The organism is Comamonas testosteroni (assembly GCF_014076415.1).
Classification (GTDB): domain Bacteria; phylum Pseudomonadota; class Gammaproteobacteria; order Burkholderiales; family Burkholderiaceae_C; genus Comamonas; species Comamonas testosteroni_F.
The window spans coordinates 3422096-3443971 of sequence record NZ_CP043568.1 but is presented as its reverse complement, the minus strand read 5'-3'; the positions used below and the strand labels follow the sequence as shown (position 1 = coordinate 3443971).

Annotated in this window: 19 protein-coding genes; 11 read left to right on the top strand and 8 right to left on the bottom strand. The window is 63.3% G+C overall.

The genetic code is table 11. The features are described 5' to 3' along the window. Nucleotides 1–60: 60 nt before the first annotated feature. Entirely contained in the window at nucleotides 61–1206 is a 1146-nt protein-coding gene (locus tag F0P97_RS15785) for an AAA family ATPase (RefSeq protein WP_182283049.1), read from the top strand. A 64-nt stretch (nucleotides 1207–1270) separates the two neighbouring features. On the opposite strand, the gene F0P97_RS15780 is transcribed toward F0P97_RS15785, so the two are convergent. From F0P97_RS15780 to F0P97_RS15760, 5 genes are all read right to left on the bottom strand, one after another. Next, nucleotides 1271–2503, bottom strand: coding sequence for a cyanate transporter (locus tag F0P97_RS15780; RefSeq protein WP_182283048.1), 1233 nt, complete (start codon nucleotides 2501–2503; stop codon nucleotides 1271–1273). 96 nt (nucleotides 2504–2599) lie between these two features. Continuing rightward, the gene (locus F0P97_RS15775) at nucleotides 2600–3040 is read right to left on the bottom strand and encodes a nucleoside deaminase (RefSeq protein WP_182287218.1); all 441 of its coding nucleotides are present in this window, start codon (nucleotides 3038–3040) and stop codon (nucleotides 2600–2602) included. A 175-nt stretch (nucleotides 3041–3215) separates the two neighbouring features. Next, entirely contained in the window at nucleotides 3216–4217 is a 1002-nt protein-coding gene (locus tag F0P97_RS15770) for an alpha/beta hydrolase fold domain-containing protein (RefSeq protein ID WP_182283047.1), read from the bottom strand. Beyond that, nucleotides 4214–5170: a class I SAM-dependent methyltransferase gene (locus tag F0P97_RS15765; protein ID WP_182283046.1), complete on the bottom strand. Its 957-nt coding sequence runs from the start codon at nucleotides 5168–5170 to the stop codon at nucleotides 4214–4216. The genes F0P97_RS15770 and F0P97_RS15765 overlap by 4 nt, the downstream gene beginning before the upstream one ends. A gap of 131 nt (nucleotides 5171–5301) precedes the next feature. Next, nucleotides 5302–5607, bottom strand: a complete 306-nt coding sequence (locus F0P97_RS15760; RefSeq protein WP_012838710.1) for a hypothetical protein — start codon at nucleotides 5605–5607, stop codon at nucleotides 5302–5304. A gap of 116 nt (nucleotides 5608–5723) precedes the next feature. Between F0P97_RS15760 and F0P97_RS15755 the strand changes: the two genes are divergently transcribed. From F0P97_RS15755 to F0P97_RS15735, 5 genes are all read left to right on the top strand, one after another. Further along, nucleotides 5724–6440 carry a methylated-DNA--[protein]-cysteine S-methyltransferase gene (locus F0P97_RS15755; protein WP_182283045.1) on the top strand — a complete coding sequence of 239 codons (717 nt, stop codon included), beginning with the start codon at nucleotides 5724–5726 and terminating at the stop codon, nucleotides 6438–6440. Nucleotides 6441–6649: 209 nt separating this feature from the next. Further along, entirely contained in the window at nucleotides 6650–7441 is a 792-nt protein-coding gene (locus tag F0P97_RS15750; RefSeq protein ID WP_003062433.1) for an SDR family oxidoreductase, read from the top strand. Between the two features lie 126 nt (nucleotides 7442–7567). Beyond that, nucleotides 7568–7990, top strand: a complete 423-nt coding sequence (locus F0P97_RS15745) for a PaaI family thioesterase (protein WP_182283044.1) — start codon at nucleotides 7568–7570, stop codon at nucleotides 7988–7990. Between the two features lie 132 nt (nucleotides 7991–8122). Further along, nucleotides 8123–9139 carry an NADP-dependent oxidoreductase gene (locus F0P97_RS15740; RefSeq protein WP_182283043.1) on the top strand — a complete coding sequence of 339 codons (1017 nt, stop codon included), beginning with the start codon at nucleotides 8123–8125 and terminating at the stop codon, nucleotides 9137–9139. Between the two features lie 206 nt (nucleotides 9140–9345). Next, complete coding sequence (locus F0P97_RS15735; RefSeq protein ID WP_034380838.1) at nucleotides 9346–10251, top strand: SDR family oxidoreductase; 906 nt, start codon at nucleotides 9346–9348, stop codon at nucleotides 10249–10251. A gap of 46 nt (nucleotides 10252–10297) precedes the next feature. On the opposite strand, the gene F0P97_RS15730 is transcribed toward F0P97_RS15735, so the two are convergent. Continuing rightward, nucleotides 10298–10858 carry a DUF1566 domain-containing protein gene (locus tag F0P97_RS15730; protein WP_420093914.1) on the bottom strand — a complete coding sequence of 187 codons (561 nt, stop codon included), beginning with the start codon at nucleotides 10856–10858 and terminating at the stop codon, nucleotides 10298–10300. Between the two features lie 266 nt (nucleotides 10859–11124). Between F0P97_RS15730 and F0P97_RS15725 the strand changes: the two genes are divergently transcribed. From F0P97_RS15725 to F0P97_RS15705, 5 genes are all read left to right on the top strand, one after another. Continuing rightward, the gene (locus tag F0P97_RS15725; protein ID WP_182283042.1) at nucleotides 11125–12324 is read left to right on the top strand and encodes a multidrug effflux MFS transporter; all 1200 of its coding nucleotides are present in this window, start codon (nucleotides 11125–11127) and stop codon (nucleotides 12322–12324) included. Continuing rightward, on the top strand, nucleotides 12317–13750 hold the full coding sequence (locus F0P97_RS15720; protein ID WP_182283041.1) for an MFS transporter: 1434 nt from the start codon (nucleotides 12317–12319) through the stop codon (nucleotides 13748–13750). The genes F0P97_RS15725 and F0P97_RS15720 overlap by 8 nt, the downstream gene beginning before the upstream one ends. Before the next feature lie 288 nt (nucleotides 13751–14038). Continuing rightward, a complete protein-coding gene (locus F0P97_RS15715) occupies nucleotides 14039–15337 on the top strand; it encodes an efflux RND transporter periplasmic adaptor subunit (protein ID WP_182283040.1) in 1299 nt (432 codons plus the stop codon). A gap of 18 nt (nucleotides 15338–15355) precedes the next feature. Continuing rightward, nucleotides 15356–18523 (top strand): efflux RND transporter permease subunit, encoded by a 3168-nt coding sequence (locus tag F0P97_RS15710; protein ID WP_182283039.1) that lies wholly within the window; start codon nucleotides 15356–15358, stop codon nucleotides 18521–18523. Further along, the gene (locus tag F0P97_RS15705) at nucleotides 18520–19959 is read left to right on the top strand and encodes an efflux transporter outer membrane subunit (RefSeq protein ID WP_087864407.1); all 1440 of its coding nucleotides are present in this window, start codon (nucleotides 18520–18522) and stop codon (nucleotides 19957–19959) included. Before F0P97_RS15710 ends, F0P97_RS15705 begins: the two co-directional genes overlap by 4 nt. Before the next feature lie 129 nt (nucleotides 19960–20088). On the opposite strand, the gene F0P97_RS15700 is transcribed toward F0P97_RS15705, so the two are convergent. Beyond that, nucleotides 20089–20727: a TetR/AcrR family transcriptional regulator gene (locus tag F0P97_RS15700; RefSeq protein WP_087864406.1), complete on the bottom strand. Its 639-nt coding sequence runs from the start codon at nucleotides 20725–20727 to the stop codon at nucleotides 20089–20091. Between the two features lie 171 nt (nucleotides 20728–20898). Beyond that, entirely contained in the window at nucleotides 20899–21399 is a 501-nt protein-coding gene (locus tag F0P97_RS15695) for a flavodoxin family protein (protein WP_087864409.1), read from the bottom strand. Nucleotides 21400–21876 lie beyond the last annotated feature (477 nt).

The following is a 21876-nucleotide window of genomic DNA, read 5'->3' as shown; positions in this document are numbered from 1 at the left end:
AAGCATTGATAGCTATCAAAACCGTAGTTGCGTGATGAAGCTACGGTGAAAGGAGAACTTATGTGGAGCTGGAAACAGATTGCGGCCCTGGTGCCGCATTCCGCTCACGACTCGGTGGACTGGGCGGCCTGCCTGGACGCCTTCCCGCAACTGGAGCTTGCCAAGACCACGCCGCAGGACCCGCACTACCATGCCGAAGGCGATGTCTGGACGCATACGCAGATGGTGGTGACCGAGTTGCTGCAGGACAGCGACTATGCACGGCTCACCAACGAGGAGCGCGAGACCGTCTTTCTGGCTGCGCTGCTGCACGATGTGGCCAAGTGCTCGACCACGCAGATAGCCGACGACGGCCGCATCTCGCAGCCCGGCCATTCACGCAGGGGCGCGCTGGATGTGCGGCTCATGCTCTGGGAGGCGGGCGCGCCTGTGGCTTGGCGGGAGGCGGTCTGCCGCCTGATTGCGGTGCATCAGGTGCCTTTCTTCGCCTTTGCCAATTCGCGCCGAGGCGTCTCGCCCGAGTTCGTGGTTCGTGAGCTGTCCTGGCAGGTCGATCTGCATTTGCTGGTGCTGCTGGCCCGGGCCGATATTCGTGGCCGCATCTGCCCCGATGTGGGCAATGTGCTGGTGAATATCGAGCTGTTCAGGGAGCTGGCGCTGGAAGAGGGCTGTTTGCGCAAGCCGCGCAGCTTTGCTTCGGCCGAGACGGCAGTACGCTATTTCCGCGGTGCCGAGCTGCACCCGGACTACGCCTTGCATGAAGAGCCGGGCTCGCGCGTCATCGTCATGTGCGGTCTGCCTGCATCAGGCAAGAACCACTGGGTTGCCCAGCATCATCCGGGCTTGCCTGTGGTGTCGTTCGACGATGCGCGCGCCGAGCTGGGCCTGCGCCATGGCGAGAACGAGGGCGCTGCTGCCCACCGAGCCGTGGACAAGGCCAAGAGCCTGCTGCGCGCCAAGGCTGCCTTTGTCTGGAACGCCACGCATCTGTCCAGGCAGATGCGCGGCAAGACGCTGGACCTGTGCCTGGCCTATGGTGCACAGGTGGAGCTGGTGCATCTGGAGGCCACCCGGTCCACCTTGCTGGCGCGCAACAGCAAGCGCGACACCACACTCGGTAATGCCGCATTGCTGGGCATGTTGCACAGATGGGAGGTGCCATTGCCGACCGAAGCGCATGGGCTGCAACTGCTGGCCAACGAGTAGTTCAAGCCAAAACAAAAAAGGCCTGGATATTTCCAGGCCTTTTTTGAGGGGTGAGATGGCGCGTTCAAGGCCGCTGCATGGCTTGTGGGTAGCCCTTGGGATTGAAGCGTGTCACCAGCAGGCAGACCAGCGCCGCCACACCGGCCTGATAGAGCCAGCCGGCCGTCCAGCTACCGCTGATCTGGTGCAATTGCGCCATGACCAGAGGGGCCAGTGCGGCGAGGATGAAGCCGCCTCCCTGCATCAGCGAGTTCAGGGCGCCGGCCTGCGTGGGCGAGGGAAGATGATCCAGCGCCACCAGCATGAAGAGCGAAAAACAACCGCCAAGACCCAGCCCCAGCACGATGGCATTGAGCGTGGGAATGGCATCGGGCCAGAGTCCGAGGCCGGCAAAGCCGATGATCTGCAGCAGCAAGGCCAGCACAACCCAGGAGCGACGGTCCAGACTGCTGCGCGCCAGGGCGGGCATGGCCAGCGCCGATGCGGCCTGTGCAATCGACAGAATGGCCAGCAGCGAGCCGCTTTGCGTGGCCGTCCAGCCATGGGTTTGATAGAACGGAGCAAGCCAGGCGACGGTGGAGCCATAGCCGCCGTTCATCAGGCCAAAACTGATCAGCAGCAGCCAGGCGCGGCCGCGGTGCAGCAGCCAGCCAGTGTCGCTGTCGGCTTGTATCGGGGGCGCGGAGGGTGCAGGGGCAACGGGCTCGCGCATCAGGGTCAGCGCATGCCAGGCCAGCGGCAATGCCAGCAGCACCGGAATGGTCCAGATGGCCAGCGAAGCCTGCCAGCTCAGACCCAGCTGCATGGCCACTGGCGAGAGCTGGGCGCTGAGGGCACCGCCGCCCATGAGCGCCGCCGAATACAGACCCATCATGGGCGCCACGTTGTGGGGAGACTGGCGCTTGATCAGCCCCGGCAGAATGCTTTGTGCCAGCGCCACGCCCGTGCCGCAGAGGCCGGCCGTGACGATCAGAAGACTACCGGTCGCAGCTCCTGCAGGCGTCAGGCGCAGGGCGCAGCCCAGCGCGATCAGCAGCAGCGAGGTGCAGATGGCGGCGCGCGCCCCCCAGCGTCGCAATGCCGTGGGAGCGAGCCAGCCACCAATGCCCATCAGCGCCATGGGCAGCAGCGTGAGCCAGGAAAAGCTGCGCAAATCCATGCCCGTGGCCTGCTGTATGGTCGGTGCCAAGGGACCCGGAGCCGTCAGAAAGGGGCGCAGATTGATGGTGACGAGTATCACCACGGCCAGCCACAGCAATGGCGGCACGCGGTGTGTTCGGGAGGATGTCGATGTCATGAAGCTCGGGGGCTGGCTGCGCTGCGGCGCGCCGGTGCGCGCGCCGCTCGCCCTGGGCAGCCCGGTTTGTTGTTATGGTTTTGGCGGCAACGAGGATCAGGCGTCTGGCCAGGCCTCATCCCCATAGAGCTGGGCCGCGCGGATGCCGATGTCGATGCGGGTGATGGGCAGCGGCTGCGGCGTCAGCGACAGGCGCAGACGCTGGTAGCTGCTCTCGCTGGACAGACCATAGGGCGCGGCGTCTTGGTTGTCGAAGGCGAAGAACACCTGCTCGGCGCCATTCATGACCAGGGCTGCCAGGCACATGGGACAGGGGTGGCCGCTGGCATAGATGGACAGGCCCGCAAGGCTGGGATTGGCGCGCTGCTGCGTGCCCGCGCGTATGGCCTGCATTTCGGCATGGGTGCTGGGGTCGCGGCTGGCAATGATTTCGTTGACGCCGGTGGCAACGACTTCATTTCCCTGGGCGAGCACGGCACCGAACGGGCGCCCGCCCTTGAGGCGGTTGGCATGGGCCAGATCCACGGCCAGGCGCATCAGTTGTTGTGGGGTGGCGGAAGTTGGGCTCATGACTAAGAAAGATATGGCGGCGAGCGCCGGATGCTTGATGCATCAGCGTCGAGGTATTGTGTTTGAAAGGGGCGGGGCGGGGCCCGGCGCCGTGCAGCGTACACCTGCACGGCCATGCCGCTACCCGCCCTCAGAGCAAAGCTTATTTGCTCTGAGGACGCTGGCGCCCTATTAGTTCCACCCAGGCCGAGCAGGCGAGCTCGACTTGCTGGCGTGCCGCCGGGCTGGCAGCCAGCAAGCGCGCAAAGCCGTGAACCATGGCCGGCGCGCGCAAAAGCTGCAGCGGTGCGCCCAGGGCCTGGGCTGCGTGGGCAAAGGCTTCGGCCTCGTCGCGCAGAATATCGTGGCTGGCCGTCATCAGCAGCGTGGGCGGCAAAGCGGCGATGGCTGCGCTGCAGCAGCCCGGCGTCAGCCATTGCGCGGCCAGGCCCTCGGGTCGGCCGAGTTCCTGCCAGTAGCGCTGCATGGCCGCCGGTGTGAGCCCGAAGCCTGCGTCAAAGCTGCGCATGCTGTCATTGTCCTGATCAGGCTCAAGCGGCGGGTAGAGCAGCAGCAGGCCTGCAATGCGGGCCGCATCGGTAGGTTGCTGAATCTGGCGCACCGCTGCTGCCAGTGCCAGATGGGCGCCAGCGCTATCGCCGCCGAGCAGGACCTGCTCAGCCGCAAAAGGCAGCAGCCCGCGCATATCGCTCAGCCACTGAAGCACGGCCATCACGTCGTCCAGCGGTGCGGGAAATCGGCTCTCCGGCGTGCGGCGGTAATGCACAGACAGCACGGTATGGCCGGTGAACTGGGCCAGATGCTCGCACAGGTCGTCATGGGTGTTGAGATCGCCTACCATCCAGCCGCCGCCATGCAGCCAGACCAGCGTCCGGCCGCTGCCCGTACCTTGCTTGCGATAGCTGCGCACGCAGATCTCGCGGCCCTCGGCGGCCACAAAATGCTCGGTCCTGGAAATGCCGGGCAGGGCGGAGCGAATCAGCCCGGCCTGCAGCTCGCTGAGCAGACGCCGGCGTTGCACATAGTCGAGTTGCGGGGTCGGCGTGTCCGCGTCGAGCCGGGCAAAGCGCTGTAAGGTGCGTGCCAGAGCCGGGTCCACGGGCTGCAGAGGCAAGCCGTGGAGATTGTCTGTACCGCCGTTCATGGTTGCTGGGTCGCTGTCAGCGCCGGCGCGTGGTAGACCATGACCTTGAGGCTGCGTTCTTCATCCACATCGGCAAAAACGGCCGGGTTGGCCAGGCGCTCGACAAACTGCAGCTCGGGAGCGATTTCCGCCATCTGCTCGCGCAGGAAGGCCGTGCCCAGCTCAGGTGCGTTCAGGCACAGCAGGACCTGGCCGCCAGGCACCAGCAAATCGGGCAGGCGGCGCATCAGGCGTGCATAGTCCTTGGTGGCGATGAAGCTGCCTTTCTGGTAGCTGGGCGGGTCCACGACGATCAGGTCGTAAGGCCCGCTGCGGTTGATCTTGCCCCAGCTGCTGAAAATATCGTGGGCGGCAAAGCTGGCGCCAGCCTTGACGCCGTTGAGCTGATGGTTGTGCTGGCCGGTGGCCAGTGCGCCCTTGCTCATGTCCATATTGAGAACCTGGCCCGCGCCGGCCAGCTTGGCCACGACCGAGAACGCACAGGTATAGGCAAACAGATTGAGCACTTTCATGCGCGCGGGCCGCTCATGGGCCAGCACCTGCCGGCGCACCCAGTCTCGGCCGGCAGCCATGTCGAGGAACAGGCCGTGGTTCTGCCCGCGCGTGATATGGATCAGATAGCGGGCGCCGTTCTCGGTCACCACATGCGGCTCGGGCAGCTCGCCGGCCATGACGCGGGTTTCGACCTTGCCGCCGCTTTCGCGGGTCTGGAAGGCCCAGGTCAGAGGCTGTCCGGCCGGGGCGATCTGCTGCCAGCGCTGCTCCAGAGCCTGACCGATCTGGCTCAGCTGGGCCTCCTCCATGGGGGCAAAGCTGGTCAGCACGATGACGGGCGCAAAAGCATCCAGCGAGATCTGCTCGCAGCCCGGATACCGCCCGCCGCGGCCATGAAAGATGCGCTGGGCATCGGTGGGGAAGGGCATCTGGGCAATGGCGGCTAGCAGGGCTTGCATGGATAGAGAGCAGTCACACGGTCAAACAAGTCGCCAGTGTAGGCATTGCAGCGAGCTCCGGTGGTCAGGGCGGCACATGTCCCTTGCAATGCTTGGCGGCCTCCGGACTCGCGCCGCCCGCGTCCGTTCACTCAGTGGTAGATGCGCCGCACATCGAAAAAACAGCTTTCGGTGCCGCCAATGCCTTGCAGGCCGGCTTCGGCAGCGGCGCGGGCGGCTTTCATCCAGCGCTGGAAGGTGAGCTTGGCGTCATCGGTGATTTCCTCGGGCGGGGTGTCCTCCAGGCCTTGCACCAGCGACAGGGCTTGTCCGACCTGTTCCTCTCCGCCGAGCTGGCGGGCCAGTACACGCGCATAGCGTGCCTCGGCCTGCTGGCGCTTGTCCTCGGGCAGCTCGGGGTAGTCGCAAAGAGAGACGGTGAAATGGGCTTCTTGCATGTCCGTATATCCACAGTGTTTTGACTGTTTAAATATACAGTAATTAACTGTTTTTGTATCCAGTTCTTGAGAATTTTTTAAGCCCCCCCTCTGGCTGCGTTTTGTAGACTGTGGCCATGAATCACGCTGCTTCGTTGCCATTTCCCGGTCATGCCCTGTTTGTCACGCGCATCGGTGCCTGTGGACTGGCCTGGAATGCCGCTGCCGTCTGCGCCGTGCAATTGCCCGAGGCCAGCTGGGGCGAGACCCGGGAGCGCATGCTGCTGGGCCTGTCCAAACGCCATGCGCTGCAGCCGCAGCGCGGGCTTGCGGCATATGGCGCCGTGGCCTCCATCTCCGCTGTTCCAGGCTTTGCCGTGCAGGCCATGGCCGGGGTTCAGTGTTTGCTGGCCGGAGTGAATGCGCAGATCGAGCCGGGCTGGGCGCAGCCCAGCGCAGAGGCCGTGGCTGCCGGCGTGCTGGGAGATATGCGGCAGCAGAGGGTGCAAGGCGCAGTTGGTGTTCTGCCTGACTTGCAGGAGATTGCACTCGACGAGTTCGCCGTGCCTGCATTTCATTGCCGGGTCTATGCCTTCACGCGCGCCCTGGCGCCAGGGCGGACCAGCACTTATGGCGAAGTCGCGGCAGCGCTGGGTGAGGCCGGTGCTGCGCGCGCCGTGGGCCAGGCTCTGGGTGCGAATCCATTTGCGCCGATTGTTCCCTGCCATCGGGTGCTGGCGGCAGGGCGGGCACCGGGCGGCTTCTCGGGCGGTCAGGGCGCTTTGACCAAGCTGCGCATGCTGGAGATCGAAGGCGGGGCCTGGGGCGGCACGCAGTCGCTGTTTGCCGATTGAAGGCGCCCGGATGAGCTTCGCCTGGCGGCTGCCGGCAGACCCTGCAAGCCGCGCCAGCGTGGGCTCTGCCACCTGCGGGACAGCGCCGACACGCAGGTGACAACAACGGGCTGGAGGCGCCCGCACAATTCATGCAGCTTTTGACGGGCAGGCCTTGCAAGGCACTGCGCACCCGGTTTGAACCTTGAAAACAAACAGGAGACATGAGAATGACACGTACGGTGCAGCAACTTTTCGATCTCTCGGGCAAGACGGCCCTGGTGACCGGCGGCTCGCGTGGCCTGGGTCTGCAGATGGCGCATGCGCTGGGCGAGGCCGGCGCGAAGATTCTGCTGAGCTCGCGCAAGGCCAAGGATCTGGAAGAGGCCGCAGCCGAACTCAAGGCCGCTGGCATAGAGGCCGACTGGATTGCCGCCGACTGCTCGGACGAGGCCGATATCACACGCCTGGCCAAGGAGGCCGTGCAGCGTCTCGGCCATGTGGACATTCTGATCAACAATGCCGGAGCCAGCTGGGGTGCTCCTGCCGAGGACCACCCGACAGCGGCCTGGGACAAGGTGATGAACCTGAATGTACGCGGCTATTTTCTGCTGAGCCAGCAGATCGCCCGCCTGTCCATGCTGGAGCGCAAGAGCGGCCGCATCATCAATCTGGCCTCGATCGCCGGCCTGGGCGGCAATCCCACGGGCATGAAGACCATTGCCTACAACACCTCCAAGGGCGCCGTCATCAATTTCACGCGCGCGCTGGCCGGCGAGTGGGGCGAGCACGGCATCACCGTCAACGCCATCTGCCCGGGCTTTTTCAAGACCAAGATGGCGGCCGTGCTGATCGAGACGCTGGGCGAGGACGAAATGCGCTCCCATGCCCCGCTGCGCCGCCTGGGTGACGATGAGGATCTCAAGGGGCTGACGCTGCTCTATGCCAGCGACGCCGGCAAGCACATCACGGGCCAGTGGATGGCAGTGGATGGCGGTGTGAGCGCTCTGGTCGGTGGTTGATGGTGGCGGATGAAGGGTGAGTCATGTTTTTTGTGGGGCGCAGCATTCTGAGGCTGTCCGCCGCGCTTACATTCACGGTTTTGCTGCTGCGGTCTGCGGCGCATCACTCTTCTGAAAGGTTTCGCGGTGTTGTCATTTGGTCCTGAGATTCCCTTTGTGCATGAGCTGGGCTTCACCCTCCACAAGATGGAGAACGGTGAGTCCGAGCTGCACTTCACACCGCGTCCCGAACATCTGAATTCCTTCGGCGTCACCCATGGCGGAGCCTCGATGACACTGATGGATGTGACCATGGCCGTGGCTGCGCGCAGCGTGGATTTCGATCAGGGCGTGGTCACCATCGAGATGAAAACCTCGTTCATGCAGGCGGCCAATGGCCCGCTGGTGGGCAAGGGCGTGCTGCTGCATCGCACCGGCACCATGGCTTTTACCGAAGGCCGCATCTACGATGCACAGGGCCGACTCTGCGTACATGCCACGGGCACCTTCAAGTACATGAAGCGCAAGCACAAGGCGGACGGCGAGTTGCAGGCTTTGGCCACAGATTGAGATAGATAGGCTGCTACTTTTTGATGAGCATGTCGCGCTTTTTCAATCTGTGTTTGAGATGAAAAATGCTTTCAGATCCTTGGTGATAAGGCGATGATAGCTATCAAATTGAAGTTCAAATAGGAGACAGATATGACGGTCAATCAGCAAATCCTTCTGGACAACCGCCCCCAGGGCGAGGCGGTGGAGAGCAATTTCAAGCTGGTGCAGTCGCCGCTGCCCACGGTGGGCGAGGGCCAGGTGCTGGTGCGCCACCACTATCTGAGCCTGGACCCTTACATGCGCGGCCGCATGAATGACTCCAAGAGCTATGCCCAGCCCCAGCCGCTGGGCGAGGTCATGCAGGGTGGCACGGTAGGCGAGATTGTCGAAAGCCGCCACCCCAAGTTCAAGGCCGGCGACAAGGTGGTCGGCATGGGTGGCTGGCAGGAGTACTCGCTGCTCGATCCCAGCGTGCCCGGCGCGCTGCGCAAGGTCGACACCACCCATGTGCCGCTGTCCTACTATCTGGGTGCCGTGGGCATGCCGGGCGTGACGGCCTGGTATGGCCTGGTCAAGATCATCAATCCCAAGGCCGGTGAAACCATGGTCGTCAGCGCCGCGACCGGTGCCGTGGGCAGCGCCTTTGTGGCGCTGGCCAAGGCGCGCGGCTGCCGCGTGGTGGGCATTGCGGGGGGCGGCGAGAAATGCCGCTACGCCGTGCATGAGCTGGGCTTTGATGCCTGCATCGATTACCGCGAGCACCCCGATGTCAAGACCATGGCCAAGGCCTTGAAGGATGCCTGCCCGAACGGCATCGACGGCTATTTCGAGAACGTGGGCGGCTATATCTTCGATGCCGTGTTGCTGCGCACCAATGCCTTTGCGCGTGTGGCCCTGTGCGGAATGATTGCCGGCTATGACGGCCAGCCCCTGCCGCTGGCCAACCCGGCGCTGCTGCTGGTCAACCGCATCAAGCTCGAAGGCTTTATCGTCAGCGAGCACATGGAAGTCTGGGGTGAGGCCCTGACCGAGCTGGGCGGCCTGGTGGCTGCCGGCAAGCTCAAGCCGCGCGAGACGATTTCCCAAGGTCTGGCCTCGGCGCCCGGCGCGTTTCTGGGCCTGCTCAAGGGCAAGAACTTTGGCAAGCAGCTGGTGAAGCTGCTCTAACCCCCTGAGGCGCTTTGCCTGGGCGGCCCCGCGCCTTCCCCATGCCGGGCGCCCCCTTTCTCTGCGCGCAACGGAGTGGGGCGACAGCCTCACTGCGGGGCGGCGCGGCCGGCATAGGCCCTTGCTTGCTGTCCCCTGGTTGTGCCGTGCCGGTTTCGAGTGTGGAAACGCATTTGAGCTGCGTCCAAATAAATACGGAGACAAGAATGATCACGAATTTCGCGGGAAAGACGGCGGTTTTGACGGGCGCTGGCTCGGGCTTCGGGCTGGAGTGCGCGCGCATCGGAGCCGCCAGAGGCATGAATCTGGTGCTGGTCGATGTGCAGCAGGAGGCGCTGGACAAGGCCGAGGCCGAGCTCAAGGCTGCCGGTGCCAAGGTGCTGGCGCGCAGGGTCGATGTGTCGGATGCGGCCCAGATGGAGCGACTTGCTGCCGAAGTCAAGGAAACCTTTGGTGCGCCGCACTTTGTCTTCAACAACGCGGGCGTCGGCGCGGGCGGCCTGGTCTGGGAAAACACGGTTGCCGACTGGCAATGGGTGCTGGGCGTCAACGTCTGGGGCGTGATCCATGGCGTGCGCTTGTTCACGCCCATGATGCTGGAGGCCGCCAAGGCCGATCCCGCCTATGAAGGTCATATCGTCAACACTGCCAGCATGGCGGGTCTGCTGGCGCCGCCGAACATGGGCATATACAACGTCAGCAAGCACGCGGTGGTGTCGCTGACCGAGACGCTGTACCAGGACCTGGCCCTGGTCTCGGACCAGGTCAGTGCCAGTCTGCTCTGCCCCTTCTTCGTGCCCACGGGCATAGGTCACAGTGAGCGCAATCGTCCTCAGGGCCTGGAGGCGCAGCCTTTGACGGCCAGCCAGAAGATAGGCCAGGCCATGACCGACAAGGCCGTGGGCTCGGGCAAGGTCACGGCGACCGAGGTGGCGCAGAAGGTGTTCGATGCCATTGCGTCGGGCCAGTTCTATATCTACAGCCATCCGCAGGCCCTGGGTTCGGTGCAGGTGCGCCTGGAAGATGTGGTGCAGGGCCGCAACCCCACGGATCCGTTTGCGCACAAGCCCGAACTGGGCGAGAGCCTCAAGGCGGCGCTGCGCGCAGGCTGAGCGTGCGGGAGTTGAAAAAAGCCTTGCCAAAGCGGCAAGGCTTTTTTCATGGTGTGGCCGGAGCCTGGGTACCGAGCTCGGCCTCGGTGGCAGGGCGCACCAGGCGCAGCAGCAAGGCATTGCCCTTGCCCATATCGGGCACGGCCTGCAGTGTCTCGGTGTTGACCGCCCAGGCCTGCTGGGCCGAGAGGCCGGAGATGCTGCTGGATTTGTCCACCTGGGCGTAGTTGTAGGTGTTCAGGCGCTGGGTATTCACGGCCGCCGTGCCCGTCCAGTGCCAGTCGCGCGGCGCATTGGGAAAGAGTTCCGGGTTCAGGCCCTGGGGCTTGCTGCTGCGGTCCAGCAGGCGCTTGAGCTCATTGACGCGCGGCAGCCGCCAGCGCAGGTTTTCGGCCTTGCTGCGTTCTGCAGCATGGCTCATGGCCTGCTTGTGGCTGAAGACCTCGGCTTGGCCACTGCAGGTCTTGCCATTCCAGCTCATGCCCTCGGCGCAGCGCGGCCAGGCCAGCCTGGCACGTGTGTCTATCACCATGCTTGCATCCGGTGAGAGCTGAAAGGCCGGGGCGGCAGAGACGACGGGCTGCGCGCTGGCCGGCTGAGCAGCCAGGCACAGCACGGCGAGCGAGGTCAGCAGGGGAGAGGGCAGGCGTGGGGAGGAGCTTGCAGCAATCACGGCGAGAGTAGGAAGGGGTAGTTGAGTCCATTGTGCTTGTTGCCCATGCGGTCATGACCTGGATGACCGGGTCTAAAGCCTCGTAATTGAGGGCTTAGACACAGGCGCTGCCCGGCGGACTGGCGTGAGCCTGCAACGTCATGCAGGAAACCGGCAACTGCTCAGCACATAAATCAAGTTACCACGACAATCACACCCCTATGCAAGCTTCTGTTTCCCTGCGTCTGGTTCTGATCCTGGGCCTGTTGTCGGCCATCGGGCCTTTCGCCATCGATATGTATCTGCCGGCCTTGCCGCAGATCGGCGCCAGCCTGGGTGCCCAGGTCGGCGCCGTGCAAGCCAGCCTGACCGCATTTTTTCTCTCCATCGGCGTGGGCCAACTGCTCTATGGTCCGGTCTCCGACATGCTGGGCCGCAAGCCCCCGCTGTATTTTGGTCTGACGGTCTTTGCCGCCGCCAGCGTGGGGTGCGCGCTGGCACCCAATATCGAGATCCTGGTGGCGTTTCGCTTTGTGCAGGGCCTGGGCGCTGCGGCCTGCATGGCTGTGCCGCGTGCCGTGGTGCGCGACCTGCATACCGGCCACGCCGCCGCGCGAATGATGTCGCTGCTGATGCTGGTGTTCAGCGTCTCGCCGATCCTGGCGCCGCTGGCCGGCAGTGGCGTGATTGCCCTGGCCGGCTGGCGTGCCGTGTTCTGGGTCGTGGCTGCCGCAGCCGTGCTGGGCCTGATCGCCACCTGGCGAGGCGTGGAGGAAACCCGCAGCGCCGAGGCGCGGCTGGACAGCAGCCTGGTCGGCGCACTCAAGGCCTATCTGGTCCTGTTGCGTGACTGGCATTATCTGGGCCTGGTGTTCATCGGCGGCTGCGCCATGGCGGGCTTTTTCGTCTACTTGGCGGGCTCGCCCTTTGTGCTCATCAACTACTACGGCCTCTCGTCCACCCAGTACAGCATGGCGTTCGCGCTGAACTCCATCGCCTTTATAGGCGCGGCGCAGCTGACGGGGCGGCTGGGCCAGCGCTTTGGCCTGGTCAATGTGGTCAAGGCTGCGGCTTCTGCTTCGGGCCTGACCATGGCCGCATTGCTGCTCTATTACCTGCTGGGCGGTGAGAAGCTGGCGGTGCTGATCGTGCTGTATTTCATTGCCAGCGCCTTCATGGGTCTGGTGATTCCCACGACCTCGGTGCTGGCCCTGGAAGAGCATGGCGAGATTGCGGGCACGGCCTCTGCCTTGCTGGGAACGCTGCAGATGCTGAGCGGGGCGGCGGCCATGCAGATCGTGGGGCATTTTTCCAACGGCAAGCCTCTGCCCATGGTGGTGGGCATGGCGACAGGGGCCCTTGTGGGCGTGGCGCTGACCTGGATCACGCTGGGCCGTGTGCACCGAGTCGCCCATGACTGAGAGCACTGCCCAAGCTTCCCCTGCCTACGACGGCCTGCCTGACGGTGCGCGTGGCCGCGCCATGCTGGTCATCATTCTGGGGCTGACGCTGTCGGTGCTGGACAGCAGCATCGTCAATCTGGCCTTGCCCGCCATTGCGCGCGAGCTGCAGGCCAGCTCGTCCCTGACGCTATGGGTGGTCAACGCCTATCAGCTTGCCGGCCTGGTGCTGCTGCTGCCGCTGGCAGCCCTGGGCGAGCGCCTGGGTTATCGGCGCATCTATCTGCTGGGCATGACGGTGTTTGTCATTGCCTCGGTGGCGGCCACGCTGGCCAGCTCGCTGAGCACGCTGATTGCAGCGCGCGTGTTTCAAGGCATGGGTGCAGCGGGCATCATGAGCGTCAATGCGGCGCTGGTGCGCCTGACCTATCCGCGCGCGATGCTGGGACGCGGCATGGCCATCAACTCGCTGGTGGTGGCGACCTCGTCCATGGCCGGGCCTTCGGTGGCCGCTGCCATCCTGTCGGTTGCCAACTGGCCCTGGCTGTTTGCCATCAATGTGCCGCTGGGCTTGATCACCTTGTGGATGGGGCGCAAGGCGCTGCCGGCCAACCCCGTGGTGCGCAAGGATGGCGAGCCGATAGCGGCGCTTGACGTATTGCTCAATATTCTGATGTTCACCCTGCTTTTTCTGGGCGGTGAGCAACTGGGCGTGCGCATGGGGCAGGATCAGGGCGCTGCGGGCAGCCCGCTGATGCCTTCGGGCTGGTGGCTGCTGGGCGGCGGGCTGGTGGTCGGCTACGTCTATCTGCGCCGCCAGTGGCACAAGACAGCTCCGCTGTTCCCCGTCGATCTGATGCGCATTCCCGTGTTCCGGCTGTCGATGTGCGGCTCGGTCTCTGCCTTCTGCGCGCAGATGCTGTCGTATCTGGCCCTGCCGTTCCTGCTGCTGGAGGCGCGCGGTCTGTCACCCATGGAGGCAGGCATGCTGATCACGGCCTGGCCGGCGGCCACCATGCTGACGGCGCCGGTGGCCGGGCGCCTGATCGGCAAGTATCCCGACGGGCTGCTGGGCGGTATCGGCATGGCCATGTTTGCCTGTGGACTGTGGCTGCTGGCGGCCATGCCGGTCGATGTGGCGCACTGGGACATGGTCTGGCGCATGCTGCTGGCGGGCAGCGGCTTCGCGCTCTACCAGTCGCCCAACAATCACACCATCGTCACTTCGGCCCCCATGTCGCGCAGTGGTGCAGCGGGTGGCATGCTGAGTTCTGCCCGCATGACAGGTCAGACACTGGGTGCCGTGGTGCTGGCCACCATCTTTGCCATCTCGGGCGGGCATGGCGGCAATGCTGAACTGCTGGCGCTGGCTGTGGCCGGCGGTTTTGCGGCGCTGGCCGGAGTTTTCAGCATCTTGCGCATACGCCCGGGCAAGCCGCAGCATTGATTTGGCAGCAGAAGCGGCTTCTGTCCTGATATTGAGAGCGCAGCCAGTTGCCGGTTTCGGCGTTTTGCGGGTGCTGGCTCTAGTCCGTTATGACGAGGAGCCTTGCTGCCAAGGTTTTCTACAGTGGTGTCTCAAGCCAGCGGGTGCTGCGACGCCGCATGCCAGCATGACAGGAGAATGGCAGGCGGGTGATTGCCAGCATGTCATTGCGCCCTTGGCCGCTTTACATTTTATTAATATTGTCGGCGCACAATGTTGACAAGTTCTTTAGTTCAGACCGCTCCACGTATGAAGATTGATCAGCCCGCTTCGCTGAGCCCGCGCCGAGAGGCGCATTTTTCTTGCCTGCCCAGTGCAAGCCAGCAAGGTCATCGCCAGCAGCGCTGGACACTGGCTTTGGGAGCCATGCTGATTGCCGCTGCGCTGGCGGGCTGCTCCAAGCCCGAGGCAGAGCAAAAAGGCCCGCCCAGGTCCGAGCCCAAAGTCGGCGTGGTTACCTTGCAGTCGCAAAGTCAGCAGTTGGATGCCAGCCTGCCGGGGCGCACCCGTGCCTTCATGACGGCCGAAGTGCGTCCCCAGGTCTCGGGCATCATTCAGCAGCGCTTGTTCACCGAAGGTGCTCTGGTCAAACAAGGTCAGCAGCTCTATCAGATCGACGCCGCATCGTTGAAGGCTGCCGAGACCAGCGCTGCGGCAGCCGTGGCCAAGGCCGAAGCCAGCCAGCGCACGCTGGCTGCAACGGCACGGCGCAATGCCGAGCTGGTCAAGATCGACGCGATCAGCAAGCAGGCGTTTGACGAAAGCCAGGCGGCGGCGGCCCAGTCCGCATCGGATGTGGCCGTGGCCAAGGCCAATCTGGAAACCGCACGCATCAATCTCAAGTACAGCCGGATCGAAGCACCGATCGGCGGTCGCATCGCGCTGTCTGCCGTCACGCCCGGTGCGCTGGTCACGGCCAATCAGGCCACGGCGCTCACCACCATCGTGCGGCTGGATCCCATGTATGTGGACTTCACCCAGTCCAGCACCGATCTGATGCAGCTCAAGCGCGATCTGGATTCCGGCCGCTACCAGAAGGTGGAAGGCAACAAGATTCCCGTGCGCATCCAGCTCGACGACGGCAGCGACTACCCGCATCAGGGCAAGCTGGCCTTTGCGGGCGTGATCGTCAACGACACGACCGGCACGCTGACCCTGCGTGCCGAGGTGCCCAATCCCGACGGCATGCTCATGCCCGGCATGTATGTGAAGGCCCTGCTGCCAACGGCTCTGGCACCGGATGCATTGCTGGTCCCGCAGCAGTCGGTCACCCGCGATCTGACCGGGCGTGCCAATGTCATGGTCGTCAAGGACGGCGATGTGGTTGAAAAGCGAGACGTGGAACTGGACCGCGCCGTGGGCGCTTTCTGGTTGCTCAAGACGGGCCTGAAAGCCGGCGAGCGTGTGATGGTGGATGGCTTTCAGCGCATCAAGCCAGGCGACAAGGTCCAGGCCGTGGAGGTGGATCTGAAGGCCAAGGCCGAGCGCAAGAGCCTGCGGGGCGCGCCGCCCGTGCAGGCCGCTGCCGATGCCCCTGCCAAGAAGTAAGCAAGGCAGGCGACACACATGGCTCAGTTCTTCATCAACCGGCCTATCTTTGCGTGGGTCATCGCCATCATCATCATGCTGGCCGGGGCTTTGTCAATCAAGCTGCTGCCGCTGGAGCAGTACCCCGAAATCGCTCCGCCCCGAGTGACCATCGGCGCACAGTACACGGGTGCTTCGGCCGAGACGGTAGAAAACTCGGTGACGCAGATCATCGAGCAGCAGATCAAGGGCATCGACAACATGCTCTATATGAGCTCGACCAGCAATGCGTCGGGTCAGGCGCGTATCACGCTGACATTTGCCCCGGGAACCAATGTCGACGTGGCGCAGGTGCAGGTGCAAAACAAGATTCAGGGCGCGGTCAACCGCCTGCCGGACGCTGTGAAGACGCGTGGTGTCTTCATCAACAAGGGAGGCCAGGACTTTCTGGTTACCTACAGCTTCTATTCGCCCGATGAGGACGTGACCGCCGTGGACATCGGCGATTACATCAACAGCAATCTGGTGGACATCATCGGGCGTATCGAGGGTGTCGGTGACATCAACGTCTTCGGTACGCCCTATGCGATGCGCATCTGGATGGACCCGGCCAAGATGGAGAAATACGGGCTGATTCCCTCCGATCTGAGCAGCGCGCTCAACGCGCAGAATGCCCAGGTCTCTGCAGGCCAGCTGGGAGCTCTGCCGGCGGTGCAGAACCAGCAGCTGAACGCAACCATTACGGCGCGTACCAAGCTCAAGACGGTGGAGCAGTTCGAGAGCATCGTGCTCAAGTCTTCGAATGACGGCTCTGTCGTCACCATCAAGGACGTGGCTCGGGTGGAACTGGGGGCCGACAATCTTTCCATTCAGGCCAAGCTCAACGGCATGCCAGGTGCGGGCATGGGCATCATCCTGGCCGATGGTGCCAACGCCATGGCGGTGTCGGATGCAGTGGCCGCCAAGCTGGCCGAGCTCAAGCCCTTCTTTCCCAACCAGATCGACTACTTCGTGAGCTCGGACTCCACGCCCTTTGTACGGGCATCAATCAGCGAGGTGGTGCATGCGCTGGGCGAGGCCATGGTGCTGGTGGTGATCGTGATGTTCGTGTTCCTGCAGAACTTCCGTGCCACGCTGATCCCCGCCATTGCCGTGCCGGTGGTGCTGCTGGGCACCTTCGGCGTGCTGTCCGTCGCGGGCTTCTCCATCAACACCCTGACGATGTTCGCCATGGTGCTGGCCATCGGCCTGCTGGTGGACGATGCCATCGTGGTGGTCGAGAACGTGGAGCGGGTGATGCACGAGACGGGCAAGTCTCCCAAGGAGGCGACGCGCCAGTCCATGAAGGAAATCACGCCCGCGCTGGTCGGCATCGGGGTCACGCTGTCGGCGGTGTTCGTGCCCATGGCTTTCTTCGGCGGCTCGACCGGTGTGATCTACCGCCAGTTCTCCATCACCATTGTGGCGGCCATGGCGCTGTCCGTGTTCGTGGCCCTGACGCTGACACCGGCGCTGTGCGCAACGCTTCTCAAGGCTCCGGATCGCAGCCATGGCGACGGCCATGAGCGCCCCATACGCTCCGGGGTGCTGGGCATCAACGACCGATTCTTTCGCTGGTTCAACCGCAATTTCGATGCTTCGGCCAATCGTTACCAGAGCACAGTGGCTTTCAGCCTGGGCCGGGCCAAGCGCATGATGCTGATCTTCCTGGCGGTTCTGGCCGCAGTCTGGTTGCTGATGGCCAAGCTGCCCACCTCCTTTCTGCCCGATGAGGACCAGGGCTTTGTCTATGTCAACGTCAATCTGCCGTCTGGCGCTTCTGACGCCCGTCTGCAGGAGGTCCTGGACCAGGTGCGCGAGTATCTGGCCAAGCAGCCGGATGTGATCAGCTTCAACCAGGTTTCGGGCCTCAACGGCGACCAGAGTTCGGCGCGCGGCTTTATCCGTCTGAAACCCTGGAGCATGCGTCCGCTGCCTTCGCAATCGGCTGCGGCCATTGCGAACAAGGCGACCAAGGATCTGGCCAGCATCCGCGATGCGCGCGTGCAAGTGGTGTTGCCACCGGCGGTGCGCGGCCTGGGTTCGAGTTCCGGCTACAACTTCATGATCAAGGACATCAATGGTGCGGGCCATGAAGCACTGCTCGCCGCGCGTGATCAGGTTCTGAGCGAAATGCGCGCCAACAATCTGCTGACGGCCGTGCGCACGACCAATCTGGAAGACGCCAGCGAGCTGCGCGTGGATGTGGATGACCGCAAGGCTGCTGCTCTGGGGCTGGCGTATAGCGACATCAACAGCGTGCTCTCCAGCGCCATGGGCGGCACCTATGTGAACGACTTCTTGAACAACGGTCGCGTCAAGCGTGTCTACATCATGGGCGATGCCCAGTACCGCATGCTGCCTGGCGATATCGCCAAATGGACGGTACGCAACAACAAGGGCGAGATGGTGCCGTTTGGTTCGTTCTCCAAAACCTACTGGGCCTATGGTTCTCCCCAGCTGCTGCGCTATAACGGCAGTCCGGCCTATGAGTTTGAAGGCCGTGCCGCAGCGGGCATCAGCTCGGGTACGGCCATGGAGACGGTGGAAGACATCTTGAAGAAGCTGCCCAACGGCATTGCCTACGAATGGACGGGAGCTTCGCTGCAGGAGCGCCAGTCCGGTGCGCAGGCGCCCATGCTGTATGCCATCTCGATTCTGTTCGTCTTCCTGTGCCTGGCTGCGCTGTATGAAAGCTGGACGGTGCCGCTGTCGGTGATGCTGGCCGTGCCGCTGGGCGTGGTGGGGGCGCTGCTGGCGACCTATACCCGTGGCTTGACCAACGACGTGTATTTCCAGGTCGGCCTGCTCACCACCGTGGGTCTCGCGGCAAAGAACGCGATCCTGATCGTGGAGTTTGCGGTGCAGCTGCAGGAGCAGGGCAAGAAGCTGTTCGACGCGACGGTGGAAGCCGTGCGTCTGCGTCTGCGTCCCATCCTGATGACTTCTCTGGCCTTCGGTTTCGGCGTGATTCCGCTGGCCATCGGCACCGGCGCTGGCGCTGGTGGTCGCAATGCCATCGGCACGGCCGTATTGGGCGGCATGGTGGCATCGACGGTACTGGGTATCTTCCTCGTGCCGGTGTTCTTCCTGCTGGTGCGCAGCTGGTTCAAGAGCCGCTCGCGCAGCGATGAGACGGCTGACGTCAACAAGGAGAGCGCAGCATGAGGCGCCCGAGCATGAAACTTTCGACCTTGGCCGCAGCCGCAGTGACGGCCTTGCTGGCAGGCTGCAACCTGGCTCCGGCCTATAAAGCGCCTGATCTGCCCGTACCCGAGACCGTGTCCGGCAACGCCGTGCCGGCCCAGGCCAGCGAGGCTGCGCTGCAACAGGCCCAGGCGCTGCAATGGTTGCAGTCGCCGCAGCTGCGCGAGGTGGTGGCGCTGGCACTGAGCAACAATCGCGATCTGCGCGTCGCGCTGGAGAACATCGAGAAGGCCCGGGCCCAGTACGGCATCACAAGAGCCGATCTGCTGCCGGGCATCACGGCCCAGGCGCAGAGCAATCGCACGCGCACCGCAGGGGATCTGACGACGGCAGGGCGCTCCAGCGTCACCGAGCAATACACGGCCCAGCTGGGTTTCGCCAGCTACGAGCTGGATCTGTGGGGACGCATCCGCAATCTGAGCGAAGCCTCGCTGCAGCAGTTTCTGCAAAGCCAGGACAACCGGCGCAATGTGCAGATCGGTCTGGTGGCCGATGTTGCCAATGCCTGGCTGACGCTGGCGGCCGACCAGGCGCGCCTGCAACTGGCCAGGGACACGCTGGACAGCCGTATCAAGGCTTTTGAGCTGACACGGCGCATGCATGAGCTGGGCTCGACCTCCGGTTTGGTGCTGGCCCAGAACCAGACCACGGTCGATACGGCACGCGGTGATGTGGCCAGCTACACCTCCCAGGTCGACAGGGATCGCAATGCCCTGCAACTGCTGGCAGGTGGTCCGGTGCCTGCACAGCTGCTGCCCAACGCCCAGACCCTGGCGGGTGCGGCAGACACGGCGGCTCTCAAGGTCGTGCCCGTACCTCTGCCCTCGTCGGTACTGCTCAAGCGTCCGGATGTGCAGGCTGCGGAGCGCAATCTGCAGGCCATGAATGCCAATATCGGTGCAGCCAGAGCGGCGCTGTTTCCCAGCATCACGCTCACCGGCAGTGTCGGCACCGGCAGCAACGAGCTGGACCGTCTGTTCGGCAACAACAACAGCACCTGGAGTTTCATCCCTCTGGTCAAGCTGCCGATTTTTGATGGCGGCCGCAACCGCGCCAATGTACAGGTGGCCGAAAGCAATCAGCGCATTGCGCTGAGTCAGTACGAGAAGTCCGTGCAGACGGCTTTCAAGGAGGTGGCGGATGTTCTGGCTGACCGCGCCCAGTGGGATGAGCGGCTGGCCGCACAGATCAGCATGGTGGCCAATACCCAGAAAGCCTTCGACTTGTCGAATGCTCGCTTCAAGGCCGGCGTGGACAACTATCTGACGGTACTGGATGCGCAGCGCAGCCTCTATAGCGCACAGCAGACCCTGATAGCCCTGCGCCTGTCTGAGCAGCTCAACCGCGTGACCTTGTGGAAGGCTCTGGGTGGAGAAGAGGCCACACAGCAGGGTTGATGGGCGATCTCGCTCAATGAACAAAGCCGCAGCCTGAAAGACTGTGGCTTTTTTTGATAGCTACTGGCGCTTTACCAGTAAGCGATTGAGCCGGATTCCATTGAGATTCCGGCGCGCCAACATCCAAGGTCAAGGCATCTTGAACAGCAGAGCCACCTGGAGTCGGAACAGGGTTCCGGCATTCATGGGCACTTCGGGATGGATGACGGTGTTGTTCATCATCGCCAGCCACAGCGGTGCGAGCAGCAATTCCGGGTGCTGCACCAGCTCGGGTGCCTTGAGTTCGCCACGTTTGGCGGCCAGCTGCGCGAGCCGGGTGAAATGCTCGAGCAAGGCATCATGCACGTAGCGGCGATACATCTGCGCCAGCAGCGGAAACTCCAGGCCTTCGGCGACGACCAGCCTGGCCGTGGCAGAGCGGCCGCTGCTGTCGATGACCTCTGCTGCGGTACCTACCGTGCGCAGCAGATACTCGCCCACGGATTCATGCTCGTCCATGGGGCTCGACTGCAAGGCCACTGCGGCCGAGGCAATATGTGTCTGGATCACTGCCTCGAACAAGGCTTCCTTGCTATCGAAATAGCGAAACAGCGTGACCTTGGACAGCCCTGCGCGCTGTGCAACCGAAGCCGTGGTGCCACGCGCATAGCCGTGTTCCAGAAATTCTGCAAACGCAGCCGCCACGATGGAGCGGCGTGTTGCCTGGGTCTTTTGCGGACTGGGGCCGCGTGGCGTGCGCTTGGGGCGTGCGGTGTCTGGTTCAATCATGGACGCAAGAGCTGGTGGAGTCGCAGACTATGCCTGCATGGGAGCGCGCATTAACAAAAAGCATGCGTTCCCAATGATGGCACATTTATAAGGCTCGATTCGAAGGCCTCATTCTTGCCTTTGTACAGAGCCTGTCCTGCCCGGGATGATGCAGGTAAACCCTTGCTGGCTCTAGAAAATGCCCAAGGCTAGCCCTGTGGCCAGCGACTGCCCCAATTCTTCGCAGCGCTGCAAATCGGCAGCCGGGATCTGTTTGGGGGCGAGTATGGCCTCCGGCGTCTGAGCATGGGTGCAGATGATGAGCGGCTCTGCCACGGCCTTCAGGCGCCAGCCGGTGGCAATGCGTTCCATCTGCCTTGCCGCACTATGGCCGTCGCTGCCGGCGCAGACCAGACTGGCATAGGGGCGGCCCTGTATCCGGTCAAGCACACCGTAATAGCTTCGATCGAAGAAGTCCTTCATCAGACCGCTGATGGCGGCCAGATTCTCGGGCGTGGCAAACAGATAGCCCTGAGCTTGCAACAGGTCTTGTGGGCCGGCCTGGGAGGCATGCAGTACGCGGACCTCGACGGATTTCTCCTGCCGGGCGCCGGTGCTGGCTGCTTCAACCATCTGGAAGGTGCCGCCAGTCAGCGAGTGGTAGACGATCAGCAGAGTCGTGCGTTGTGACATGGTTGCCTTGTTGCCGCTGGACAAACCGCAGGCGCTTGCGCGTGGAAATAACCGGGCAGAGCGCTGTGGTTCTGTTTGGTTGTTGCTAAAAAGATACGGGTTGTCGTGGTTTGTGATGCGGCCTGAATGGGACTAAGCTCCGGCAAATATTGACATTTGTCAATTTTGAAGCCTGGAGTTGCTCTTGATTTTGCAGCGCTTTGTGATGGATATACAAGCTTATGCCTATGATTTGATCTAAATCCAGATGCAATCATGCCAAGTCTTTCAGGGTAATCACTTGGTGTGAATGTTCCTTGGATGTAGGTTTATTCCTACAAACTATGTCGCTCCTCATGTTGGCTCATGGTGCTGCAGCCTTTGCTGCAAGGCGCCATTGACGACTGGAGCCACCTCGCAACTCAGGAATCTTGTGTTTTTTGCATGTCGCAATTCGCAACTCAGCCAGTGATGAAAGTGCGCAAACCCTGGTTGGCA